Origin of the sequence: Pseudonocardia sp. CA-142604 (assembly GCF_050948475.1) — a bacterium.
GTDB classification, from domain to species: Bacteria; Actinomycetota; Actinomycetes; order Mycobacteriales; family Pseudonocardiaceae; genus Pseudonocardia; species Pseudonocardia alaniniphila.
Genome location: NZ_CP192045.1, coordinates 6,769,819 through 6,781,730 on the forward strand (window position 1 = coordinate 6,769,819; position 11,912 = coordinate 6,781,730).

The window sequence follows — 11,912 nt, forward strand, 5'->3', positions numbered from 1 at the left end:
CTACCTCCCCTGCCAGACGGGGGCCCGCTTGTCGCGGAACGCCGCAGGCCCCTCCTGTGCGTCGGCCGATCGGTACACCGGCGCCCAGATCTCCTCCGCACGGTCGTAGGCCTCCGCGCGAGTGTGCTCGGCCGACAGGTACGCCGTGCGCTTCGCCGCCCGCACCGACAGCGGGGCGTTCGCCGCGATCCGCTCGGCCAACGCTTGGGCACGTTCGCGGAGCTCCCCAGCAGGCACCACCTGGTTGACGAGCCCGACCTCGCGGGCCCGATGGGCATCGAGCGGGTCGCCGGTCAGCAGGATCTCCAGCGCCACCCGGGGCGGTACGAGCCACGACAGCGGCGCCGCCCACGGCGAACCGCGCCCCACCTTGACCTCGCTGACCGCGAACCGTGCATGCTCCGCGGCGATCACCAGATCGCACTGCTGGGCCAGCAGGAACCCGCCCGCGTACGCGACACCGTTGACCGCCGCGATCGTCGGCTTGGCCACCTCCACGTTGCGCCCGAACTGCGGCAGGAAGTCCGGTGGCGGGATCTCCAAGCCGGCCTCGGCCATCTCCTTGAGATCACCGCCCGCGCAGAACGCCTTCTCCCCGGCTCCGGTCAGGACGAGCACGGCGGCGGAGTCGTCTGCGACGAACCGGTGCGTGCCCTCCCACAGCCCGTCCCGCACGTCCTTGCTCAGCGCGTTGCGGGCCTCGGGACGGTCGATGGTCAGCCAGGCAACCCTGTTCACCACCTCGTACGTCGTGGTCATCGATCGCTCACCTGAACATCCTCCGCAGCTCCGGGCGGTTGAGCTTGCCGCTTCCGGTGCGCGGCAGAGCGTCGACGATCTCGATGCGGCGCGGCTTGTGCATCCCGCGCAGGTTCGGGTTGGTGGCGCACCACTGCGCGATCTCCTCGGTGGTCAGGCCCGCCCGCTTCGGCACGACCACCGCCGTCACCTGTTCCACCCACCGCTCGTGTGCGGTGCCGATCACCGCGACCTCGGCCAGGTCGGGGTGATCGGCGAGGTGCTCCTCGACCATCTGCGGGAACACGTTCTCGCCGCCGGAGACGATCATGTCGTCGACCCGGTCGACGTAGTACAGGTAGCCGTCGGCGTCGCGGGACATGAGATCGCCGGTGCGGAACCAGCCGTCCGACCACTTCTCCGGCGCGTCCACCCCCCAATATCCGGGTGTCACCGCGTCGCCCTGCACCCAGAGCTCACCCACGCCCTCCTCGCCCGGCTCGAGGTCCGCACTGCCGTCGACGGGAACCAATCGGGTGGATACGACCTGTTCCAGGGGCTTGCCCATCGAGTCGGAACGGCGGACGTCACCGGGTGCGTAGGAGACGGCCAGCCCGCTCTGCTCGGTCTGCCCGTAGATCTCCACGCCCTGGATCCCGGTGCCCGCCTCGAGCCGCTCGATCGCCGCGGTGGGAGTGCGGGAGCCACCGAACATGCAGATGCGGAACGAGTCGAGCACGACGGGCTGCTGCACGGTCCGGTTGCCGACGTCGATCATCATCGTGGAGATCAGGCCGCCGAACGTGGGCCGCAGCCGCTGGACGAGGTCGAGCCAGACGGTGACGTCCCAGCGCGGCATGAAGGTGATCTGCCCGCCACGCAGCAGGATCGGCAGGCTCCCGAGTTGCAGTCCGCCGACGTGGAACAGCGGCATGCAGTTCAGCACGTGGTCGGCTGCGGTGAGCTGATAGAGGTCGATGACGCCGTCGACCTGGGCGGCGATGTTGCGGTGCGTCTGGCGAACGCCCTTCGGCACCCCGGTCGAGCCGGAGGTGTACATGATCAGGGCCTCGTCGCGGTCGAGCCGCGGGACGACGGAATGGACCGGTTCGTGGGCGGCGAGGGCTGCGGCGAACCCACCGCCAGGTCCGGTCGTGAGGATCTCCGGGGTCGCTCCGTCGAGGAGGGTCGTGAGCCGCTCGACATCGCCGGGCAGGGCGACGAGCCTGGTCAGCCCGGCATCGATGATCGCATGCCGCAGTGGCCCGTCCGGGAACAGGGAGTTCAGCGGGACGCCGACGGCCCCCGCCTGCCAGGTTCCGAGCAGCCCGACCAGGTACTCGGGGCAGTTGGGCAGCAAGAACCCCACCCGCTCGCCGGGCGCGACACCGGTCTCGTGCAGGTAGGCGGCGAACCGGGCGCCCTGTTCGGCGAACTGCGCGTAGCCGATCTCGGTGTCGTCCAGCCGCAGCGCGACCTGACCGGCATGGTCAGCCGTGGCGCGGCGCAGCAGGGTGGCGATGTTCATCGTCGAGCTCCCCTCCGGAAGGCCTCGGACCACACGGTCGGCACGGTCACCCAGCCGTCTCCGGCCCGGGCTCCTCCACCACGGCCAGCACCTGCCCGGTGTTCACCTGGTCGCCGGGCGCGACCGCGATCTCGGCGACGACGCCGTCGACCGGCGCTGCGACGGTGTGCTCCATCTTCATCGCCTCCAGCACCACCAGCGGCTGCCCCGCAGTGACCGCGGCGCCACGGGTGGCGAGCACCCGCACGACGCCGCCGGGCATGGGTGCGAGCAGCGACCCGGCGTGGGCGACGGCGTTCGGGTCGGCGAAACGCGGCACCTCGGCCAGCGCGGCGGATCCGTCGGGACCGTCCACATAGGACCAGCCCCGGACGCGGTGCACGGCGTAGGCGCGTCGCACGCCGCCGACCACCAGCTCGACGGCGTCCGGCGTCGCCCGCACGAGCCGGACGGGCAGTGGCTCGCCGTTCACGGCCAGCTCCAGCCTGGTCCGGCGGAAGGCGTAGGTGACTTCGAGGGTCTGCTCTCCCAGGGTGTAGGCGACGCGCTGGGGCATTCCACCGACATTGCGCCAGCCCGACGGGAGCCCGCCCACCACCCGCGCCGTCGCCCGGTTCGTGGCCTGGGCGGCGAGGGCGGCGGCCGCGGCATGCACCGCGCCACCTGCGGCGCCCGAGCTGAGCACAGCGGGATCGTTCCTGGTCAGGTAGCCGGTGTCGGTCCGGCCGGCGAGGAACTCCGGTTGACGGAGAATCCCGACGAGCAGATCCCGGTTGGTCGTCACGCCGTGGATCTCGGCCCGCTGCAGCGCCCGTGCCAGCGTCCGTGCGGCATCGGTGCGGGTGCGGCCGTGGGCGATCACCTTGGCCAGCATCGGGTCGTAGTGGGTGCCGACGACCGAACCGTCGACGACACCGGAGTCGACGCGCACGCCGGACAGCGCGGGCACGCGGAAGCGGTGCAGTGTGCCGGTGGCGGGCAGGAAGCCTGCGGGGACGTCCTCGGCGTAGAGCCTGACCTCGATCGCGTGCCCGGTGATCGCGGCGCCGGTGACCTCCGGGGGCAGCGGCTCGCCCTCGGCCACCCGCAGCTGCAGTTCCACCAGGTCCAGCCCGGTGACCAGCTCGGTGACCGGGTGCTCCACCTGCAGCCGGGTGTTGACCTCCAGGAAGAAGAACCGCCCGTCGCGGTCCATCACGAACTCCACGGTGCCGGCGCCGGTGTAGCCGATCGCCTTCCCTGCAGCCACGGCCGCAGCGCCGAGCTCGGCGCGCAGCGCGTCGTCGACGACCGGCGACGGGCTCTCCTCGACGATCTTCTGATACCGGCGCTGGATGGAGCACTCACGCTCGAACAGGTGCACGACCTCGCCGTGGGCGTCGCCGAGGATCTGCACCTCGATGTGGCGCGGGTCGACCACGAACCGCTCCAGGAACACCGTCCCGTCCCCGAACGCCGACTCGGCCTCCCGCCGCGCGCCCTCGACGGCCTCGGCGAGCTCAGCCGGGTCACCGACGACGCGCATGCCGCGCCCGCCGCCCCCGAACGCGGCTTTGACCAGCACCGGGAACCCGATGTCCGCCGCGACCGCGGCGAGGTCGGTGTGCTCGGTGACGGTGGCGCCGGGCAGGACCGGCACCCCGGCCTTCTCCATGAGGGACTTGGCCTCGATCTTCGACCCCATCGACGCGATCGCGTCCGGCGAGGGCCCCACGAAGATCAGCCCCGCCTCGGCGCACGCCCTGGCGAAGTCCGCGTTCTCCGACAGGAACCCGTACCCGGGGTGCACGGCGTCGGCGCCGGTGGCCGTCGCCGCGGCGACGACGAGGTCACCGCGCAGGTAGGTCTCCGCCGGAGTGGCCCCGGGCAGGCGCACCGCCTCGTCGGCGAGGCGGACGAAGGGGGCGTCGGCATCCGGGTCGGAGTAGACGGCGACGGTGGCGATGCCCACGGCGTGGGCGGTGCGCATGACCCGCGCGGCGATCTCCCCGCGGTTGGCGACCAGGAGCTTCGAGATCATGCCTTCACATCCGGAAGACGCCGAAGCCACGACGGCCGGCGACGGTGTTCGAGTGGACGGTGGACAGCGACATGCCGAGCACGGTCCGGGTGTCGCGGGGGTCGACGATGCCGTCGTCGTAGAGCCGGGCGGTGACGAAGAAGGCGTGTGACTCGGCCTCGATCTGGGCCTCGATCGCCGCGGTCCGGCTCCGGTCGGCCTCCTCGTCGAACGGCCTGCCCTGCGACGCCGCCGACGCCCGGCCGACGATCGACATGACGCCGGCGAGCTGCGCCGCACCCATCACGGCCAGCTTGGCGCCCGGCCAGGCGAACATCAGCCGGGGGTCGTACGCGCGTCCGGACATGCCGTAGTTGCCCGCCCCGAACGACGACGCCATGTTGATAGTCAGGTGCGGCACGGTGCTGTTGGTGACGGCGTTGATCATCTTGGCGCCGTCCTTGATGATCCCGCCCTGCTCGTACTGGGCGCCGACCATGTACCCGGTGGTGTTCTGCAGGAACACGAGCGGGGTGTCGGTCTGGTTGGCGAGCAGGATGAACTCGCTGGCCTTCTTGGCCTCCTCGCTGAAGAGCACGCCACGGTGGTTGGCGAGCACGCCCACCGGATAGCCGTGGATGCTCGCCCACCCCGTGACGAGCGAGGTGCCGTAGAGCGGCTTGTACTCGTCGAAGTCCGAGCCGTCGACGGTGCGCGCCAGCACCTCACGGGGATCGAAGGGCACCTTCGGGTCCGGGGAGATGATCCCGAGGATCTCCTCGGGGTCGTAGCGCGGCGGCTCGGGGTTCACCGCCGCGGGCGGACCGAGCTTGCGCCAGTTGATGCGCGACATGATCTGACGGCCGAGCCGGATCGCGTCGTGCTCGTCGGCGGCGAAGTAGTCCGACAGCCCGGAGACGCGGGAGTGCATCTCCGCGCCGCCGAGCGACTCGTCGTCGGACTCCTCACCGGTGGCCATCTTCACCAGCGGCGGACCGCCGAGGAACACCTTGGCCTGACGGTCGACCAGCACGGCGTAGTCGCACATGCCCGGCACGTACGCGCCACCCGCCGTCGAGTTGCCGAAGACGATCGCGACCGTCGGGATGCCCATCGACGACAGCTCGGTCAGCTCGTGGAAGATCCGCCCGGCGGGGACGAAGAGATCGGCCTGGGTGGGCAGGTCCGCGCCGCCGGACTCCACGAGGTTGACCACCGGGAGCCGGTTGACCCGCGCGATCTCCAGCGCGCGCAGCGTCTTGCGCAGCGAGTAGGGGTTCATCGCGCCGCCGCGCACGGTGGCGTCGTGGCCGATCACCATGCACTCCACGCCGCGCACCACGCCGATGCCGGTGAGCACGGACGCGCCGACCGTGAACTCGGTGCCCCACGCCGCCAGCGCCGAGAGCTCCAGGAACGGGCTGTCCGGATCGAGGAGCAGCTCCAGGCGCTCGCGGACGGGGAGCTTCCCGCGGTCGCGGTGCCGCTGCATGTACCGCTCTCCGCCGCCCGCGACGACCAGCTCCAGCTGCTCGTCCAGCTGGGCCAGCACCTCGAGCTGGGCCTTGCGGTTGCTCGCGTAGGTCTCGGAGGACAGGTCGAGCTGCGACCTCAGGACGGTCATCACAATTCCCCGTAATGCCCGGCGTGCAGGTCCCGGACCACGTTCTTCTGGATCTTGCCGGTGGACGTCCGTGGCAGTGCGTCGACGACGATCACCGACTTCGGGACCTTGTAACCGTCGAGCCGCTCCTTCAGCCGCACCCGCAGCGCGTCCGGGTCGATCTTCTCTCCCGGTTTCGGCACCACGACCGCCGTGATCGCCTCGCTCCATCGCTCGTGCGGCAGCCCGACGACCACGACCTCGGCGACCGCGGGCTCCGTGTCGTACACCGCCCGCTCGACCTCGATCGAGGCGACGTTCTCGCCGCCGGTCTTGATCACGTCCTTGGAACGGTCGGCGAACCAGAGCACGCCGTCGTCGCCGAACCGCCCGACGTCGCCGGAGTGGAACCAGCCGTACGCGAAGGCGGCGGCGGTGGCGTCGGGATCGTGCAGGTAGCCCTGCATGGTCGACGGCCCGCGGTAGACGATCTCGCCCTGTTCGCCACGGGACAGCAGCCGCCCCTCGGGGTCCATGATCCCGACCTGCACACCCGTCAGCGGCGTGCCGACCGCACCGACGTGGGAGAGCTGGTGCTCGGGCCGGAACAGCGTGGTGATCGGGCTCATCTCGGTCTGCCCGAACAGCAGCGCGAAGTCGCAGCCGAAGCCCGCGAGGCAGGCCTCGATCTGCGCCGTGGGCATCGGGGCCATGGCGTAGACGGCACGCCGCAACGACGACAGGTCCCGCCCGCCGAACGACGGATGGTCGAGTGCTGCCCGGTACATCATCGGCAGCCCGAACACCTGCGTGATCCGCTCGCGCTCGATCGTGTCGAGGAAGCGCTCGGGGTCGAAGCCACGATGGATGACGATCGTGGCGCCGACGACGACCGCGGGCGTGCAGAAGGCGTTGAGCTGCGCGGTGTGGAACATCGGCATCATGGCGATGAAGCGGTCGTCGGACCGCCAGCCCGAGTCGAGTGCCGCGGACATCGACTCCAGGTGGATCCCCAGGTGCGTAGCGACCACGCCCTTCGGGAACGACGTCGTCCCCGAGGTGTAGAGATACGACAGCGGGGCCCGGTCCTGCACCACCACCTCGGGTGAGGACGTGTCCTCGGCGAGCAGCGCGTCCAGCGTGGTCCAGTCCCGGTCGGCAGGCTCGGCCACGTACTCCTGCGCGGTGCCGGGTGCGACGACCACATCAGCCACCCCGGGCACCTGCGCGACCGCGGAGCCGACGGCCCCCACGAGCTGGCTCTCCACCACGATCCCGCGGGCGCGGGAGTGCCCGAGCACGTACGCGATCTCGTCGGCGCGCCAGCCGAGGTTGATCGGCACGCAGACCAGACCGAGCTTCGCGCAGGCGTAGTAGACGGCGAGGAACTCCGCGCTGTTGGCCGAGGCCAGCGCGAGGACGTCGCCGGTCGCGTAGCCACGTGCGGTGAGCCCGTGCGCGAGCCGGTTGACCCAGGCGTCGAGCTCCCCGTAGGTGAAGCGGCGGTCGCCGTCGACGAGCGCGGGCGCGTCGGGCCGGGCGAACGCCACGCGGGTCAGCGCATCACCGACGTTGACCCGCTGGATGAGGTTGTGGTGCAGGCCCATCGCATGTCCCCCCTAGTAGGAGCGCGGGAGGCCCAGGCTGTGCTGGGCCACGAAGTTGAGGATCATCTCCCGGTTCACCGGCGCGATGCGCAGCAGCCGGGCCAGGCCCCAGTAGGGCAGCAGCCCGAACTCCGCCGACACGCCGTTGCCGCCATGGGTCTGCATCGCGGCGTCGACGGCAGCGATCGCCGCCTCCGCGGCGGCGTACTTCGCCATGTTGGAGGCCTCCCCCGCCGGCATGCCGCGGTCGTGCAGCGCCGCCGCCCGGTGCGTCATCAGCGCAGCCAGCTCGGTCTCGATCTTCGCTTTCGCGAGAGCGTGCGCGACGCCCTGGTGCGCGCCGATCGGCCTGCCCCACACCTGCCGGTCCCGGGCGTACTGCGCCGCGCGGTCCAGCGCATAGCGGGCGATGCCGACACACAGCGCCGCCCCGGTGATCCGCTCGGGGTTGAGGCCGTGGAAGACCTGCCGGAAGCCCTGGCCCTCCTCCCCGACGAGCGCCGAGGCGGGCAGGCGCACGCCGTCGAAGTGCAGGGTGAACTGGCGCTCGGGGAGCATCACGTCGACCGGCAGCGGCATGGCGGTCAGGCCGGGCGCGTTCGTGGGAGCGAGGAACAACGACAGCTGCGCCGTGCCGCTCTCGTCGCGGCCGGTGCGCGCCACCACCAGCAGCGCCTCCGCGGTGTCGACGCCGGAGATGTAGTACTTCTCGCCGTCGAGCACCCACTCGTCTCCGACGCGGCGGGCCGTCGTGGCCAGCTGGTGGGTGTTGGAGCCTGCGTTCGGTTCGGTGATGGCGAAGACGACCTTCGTGCGGCCGCTCGCGAGCCCGGGCAGCCACTCCTTGCGCTGCTCCTCACTGCCGAACTCGGCGATCACCTCGGCCGAGATCGCCGCGGTGACCAGCAGGAGCAGGATCGGCGCGCCCTTCGCCGCGATCTCCTCGCAGACGATCGTCAGCTCGGCGAGTCCGCCACCGCCTCCGCCGTACTCCTCGGGGACGTTCACCCCGATGAACCCGGCGTCGCCGAGCGCCTGCCACAGCTCGGTGCACTCCTGCCCCGCGCGGGCGTGCTCCGCGTAGTAGGCCCCGCCGAAGGGCGCAGCGATCGCTCCGACGGCTGCCCGCAGGTCCCGGTGCTCGTCGGTCTCGACGACGTCCACGCTGGCTCCCAAGTGATTCGTCGTTCACTCGTGGTGGACCGTACCGCGCGGCTGTCATGATGGATAGATGACGGCTGCGCCCTCCTCCGCCGCGCGTGCTCCGCGCGACCCCGGCCGCCGTGAGCGCATTCTCGCCGTGGCCGCCGAGCTTGCCGCCCGGCGGGGCTTCCACACGATCGGCATGGCCGACATCGGAGCCGAGGCGGGCATCGTCGGGTCGGGCGTGTACCGGCACTTCGGCAGCAAGGACGCCATCCTCGTCGCACTGCTCGACCGTGTGATGGACCGGCTGCAGGAGGGCGCGGCGCGCATCCTCACCGAGGCGCCGGACGACGCCACCGCTATGTCCGCGCTGGTGGCGGAGCATGTCCGCGTCGCCATCGAGGACCGCAGCGTGCTGGCGGTGTATCACCGCGAGGCGCACAACCTGCCCGAGGAGGACCGGCGGCGGCTGCGACGGCTGCAGCGGCACTACATCGAGGACTGGGTGGGCGTGCTCGCCCCGCTGCGGCCCGATCTCGCCGACGGTGAGCTGCGACTGGCCGTGCACGCAGCGATCGGCGCGATCCAGTCCACCCTGTTCTTCCGCAGCGGCCTCGACCCCCAGCGGCTGGCGACGCAGCTATACGGGATGGCGCACGCCTGCCTCGGAGTGGAGCCCACCGCATCCCCGCAGTAGTGAACCGATCATCACTACATCACTTGTCGTGTGGTCCCGCTCACGCCATGCTGTGAGCCGGGACGCGACGGCGGAGGGGTGGACGATGACCGCGACGAGCGACAGAACAGGTGCCGAACCGACGGCGGACCACGGGCCGCACTGGCTCCCCCATCACCCGCACGGCTCCGACCTGCCGGCCGCCGCGCTCATCGATGTGGAGACGCTGCGCGGGCGGCGCGCCGTCCACCGCTGGGAACGCACGTCGGTCGGCGACGTCCTCGAACGCGTCACCTGGAGCCACCCGGACAAGCTCGCGCTGACCGGAGTGGACGGTGCCTACGGCGACGAGCGGTTCGCGGCGGTCACCTACCGGCAGGCCGATGCGATCGCCAACCAGTTCGCGCACGCTCTCGCCGCCGCAGGCCTCGCGCCCGGCGACCGGGTGCTGCTGTTCTGCGAGAACTCGGTGGAGGCCTACCTCGCCAAGATCGGGATCGCGAAGGCCGGCATGGTCGCCGTCCCGCTCAACCCCGCCCTCGCCCCGGACGTCGTGGAGTACCTGATCAGGCTCACCGAGCCAGGGTTCGTCGTGGTCGACGCCGAGCTCTCGCCACGGCTCGAACCGGTGCTCGCCGCCACCGGCCCGGCGGTGGGTGCCACCATCACCGTCGGCGGTGGCGCGGTGGGCGGCAGCGTCACGTTCGCCGACCTGATCGACGGGCGGCCGGTCACCGAACCCGAAGTGCAGATCCACGGCGACGACATCTGGCAGCTGTTGTTCACCTCCGGCACCACCGCGATGCCGAAGGGCGTGATGCTCTCGCACCACTGCGCTCACCTGGCGGGGCTGAACTTCGCACTGTCGCTGTCGCGCGGCCTGCGCCACGACAGCGACCTGCGACTCTGCACCTACCTACCGATGATCTACCACGTAGGCGACGAGATCTTCCCCATCGGCGCCTTTCTCGCCGGTGGCGAGCTCGTCATCGGCCGTCGTCCAGCTCCCGGGCCCGTCGCCGCGGCCGTCGCATCGTCACGGGCGACGGCGCTGTGGGCCGGGTCCCCACAGTTCGTCGCCGCCATGGCCGACGAGATCGACCGCCACCCCGAGCTCGATCTGACGTCCCTCACCACACTCGTCTACGGCTGGGGCGCGCTCTCCCCGTCGTTGATCGAGCGGTTGGAGGCGCGGACGGCACCGGGCTTCGTCACCCTCGGGATCTTCGGCCAGACCGAGGCCATCGCCTGCCACCGGTTCTGGCCGACCCGCTGGCCCGAGGTACACGCCCGCACCGCCCCGGCCGCGAACTACGTGGGGCTTCCGAGCGGAATGCTCGCCTCGGACGTCGTCGACGAGGCGGGCGACCCGGTGCGCGGCGGACGAGCCGGTGAAGCGGTCTACCGCTCGCCGATCATGATGGCCGGCTACTACCGCGACCTCGACGCCACCCGCGAAGCGTTTCGCGGCGGCTGGTTCCACTCCGGCGACAGCGTGGCCGTCGACGACAACGGGCTGCGGATCATGCTCGACCGCTACAAGGACATCGTGAAGACCGGCGGGGAGAACGTCTCGAGCCTGCGCGTCGAGGCCGTGCTCCACGAACACCCGGACGTGCTCCGCGCCGCCGTGATCGGACTCCCCCACGAGCGCTGGGGAGAGGCCGTCACCGCCGTGGTCGTTCCGCGTGACGGCCGCCGTCCCGCCGCCGACGATCTCATCTCGCATTGCCGCGCCCGACTGGCCGGGTACGAGACGCCCAAGGCTGTTGTGTTCGTCGCGGAACTGCCGGAGACGGTCGGGGGAAAGATCCTGAAATACAAGCTGCGCGCCGAGCATGCGCGGTTGTACGTATAGCCGCGATCCCCGTCACGACGGCTCACAAGAACCATTCACACCGTGGCCGGTGCCCGAGAGCTGTCCATCCACGCGACGTAGCCTGATCAAGGCCGCGCCTGCACGCCATCCACCGAAAGGCCCGCGATGGACAGCGACACGATGCTCAGCACCACCCGCTCGGTCCGCCTGAAGCTCGACCTCGACCGGCCCGTCGAGCACGAGGTCATCGACGACTGCCTGCGCCTCGCGTTGCAGGCCCCCACCCCGGCGAACATGCAGAACTGGCGCTGGCTCGTGATCCGCGACCAAGGCGTCAAGAACGAGCTCGGTGCGCTCTTCCGCGAAGAAGGCACCGCCTACATAGCGGAGGAGGCCGCGGGGGCGCCCGAGCATGCGCTCCGCTCCGGCCGGCACCTCATCGACGTCATCGAGCGGGTCCCCGTGCTGGTCGTGCCGTGCCTGCTCGGCCGCCCACCAGCGGACAACAACCCCTTCGACCTGTCGGTGCTCTACGGCGGGATCTTCCAGGCGACCTGGAGTTTCCAGCTCGCCCTACGCTCGCGCGGCCTCGGATCGACCTTCACCACGTACCACCTGCGGCGAGCGGCAGAAGCGGCGAAGATCCTCCGCCTTCCGGACGGCATCACCCAAACCAGTCTCATACCCGTCGCCTACACCACGGTGACGGACTTCAAGCCCGCGCCACGCTTACCTGTCAGCGAGGTCGCCTACGCGGACCACTGGGGCACGCCACTGCGCTGAAGGGCGTCCGTCC

General features: G+C 71.0%; 9 protein-coding genes. 3 read left to right on the top strand and 6 right to left on the bottom strand.

Going from position 1 to position 11,912, the window contains the following annotated elements; translation table 11 throughout:
* The 6 genes from ACQPZQ_RS30650 to ACQPZQ_RS30675 are packed head-to-tail and all read right to left on the bottom strand — an operon-like array spanning window position 1 to window position 8,639.
* Window positions 1-759 carry an enoyl-CoA hydratase/isomerase family protein gene (locus ACQPZQ_RS30650; protein WP_433286529.1) on the bottom strand — a complete coding sequence of 253 codons (759 nt, stop codon included), beginning with the start codon at window positions 757-759 and terminating at the stop codon, window positions 1-3.
* Window positions 760-766: 7 nt separating this feature from the next.
* On the bottom strand, window positions 767-2,266 hold the full coding sequence (locus ACQPZQ_RS30655; protein ID WP_433286531.1) for a class I adenylate-forming enzyme family protein: 1,500 nt from the start codon (window positions 2,264-2,266) through the stop codon (window positions 767-769).
* A gap of 46 nt (window positions 2,267-2,312) precedes the next feature.
* A complete protein-coding gene (locus tag ACQPZQ_RS30660; protein ID WP_433286532.1) occupies window positions 2,313-4,286 on the bottom strand; it encodes a biotin carboxylase N-terminal domain-containing protein in 1,974 nt (657 codons plus the stop codon).
* Window positions 4,287-4,290: 4 nt separating this feature from the next.
* Window positions 4,291-5,889: an acyl-CoA carboxylase subunit beta gene (locus ACQPZQ_RS30665; protein ID WP_433286534.1), complete on the bottom strand. Its 1,599-nt coding sequence runs from the start codon at window positions 5,887-5,889 to the stop codon at window positions 4,291-4,293.
* Window positions 5,889-7,475: an AMP-binding protein gene (locus tag ACQPZQ_RS30670; RefSeq protein WP_433286536.1), complete on the bottom strand. Its 1,587-nt coding sequence runs from the start codon at window positions 7,473-7,475 to the stop codon at window positions 5,889-5,891. The genes ACQPZQ_RS30665 and ACQPZQ_RS30670 overlap by 1 nt, the downstream gene beginning before the upstream one ends.
* A gap of 12 nt (window positions 7,476-7,487) precedes the next feature.
* Entirely contained in the window at window positions 7,488-8,639 is a 1,152-nt protein-coding gene (locus tag ACQPZQ_RS30675; protein WP_433286538.1) for an acyl-CoA dehydrogenase family protein, read from the bottom strand.
* Window positions 8,640-8,706: 67 nt separating this feature from the next.
* On the opposite strand from ACQPZQ_RS30675, the gene ACQPZQ_RS30680 reads away from it, so the two are divergent.
* From ACQPZQ_RS30680 to ACQPZQ_RS30690, 3 genes are all read left to right on the top strand, one after another.
* Window positions 8,707-9,318: a TetR/AcrR family transcriptional regulator gene (locus ACQPZQ_RS30680; protein ID WP_433286540.1), complete on the top strand. Its 612-nt coding sequence runs from the start codon at window positions 8,707-8,709 to the stop codon at window positions 9,316-9,318.
* An 85-nt stretch (window positions 9,319-9,403) separates the two neighbouring features.
* Window positions 9,404-11,155, top strand: a complete 1,752-nt coding sequence (locus tag ACQPZQ_RS30685; RefSeq protein ID WP_433286542.1) for an AMP-binding protein — start codon at window positions 9,404-9,406, stop codon at window positions 11,153-11,155.
* Window positions 11,156-11,281: 126 nt separating this feature from the next.
* The gene (locus ACQPZQ_RS30690) at window positions 11,282-11,899 is read left to right on the top strand and encodes a nitroreductase family protein (RefSeq protein ID WP_433286544.1); all 618 of its coding nucleotides are present in this window, start codon (window positions 11,282-11,284) and stop codon (window positions 11,897-11,899) included.
* The last annotated feature ends 13 nt before the right edge of the window (window positions 11,900-11,912 follow it).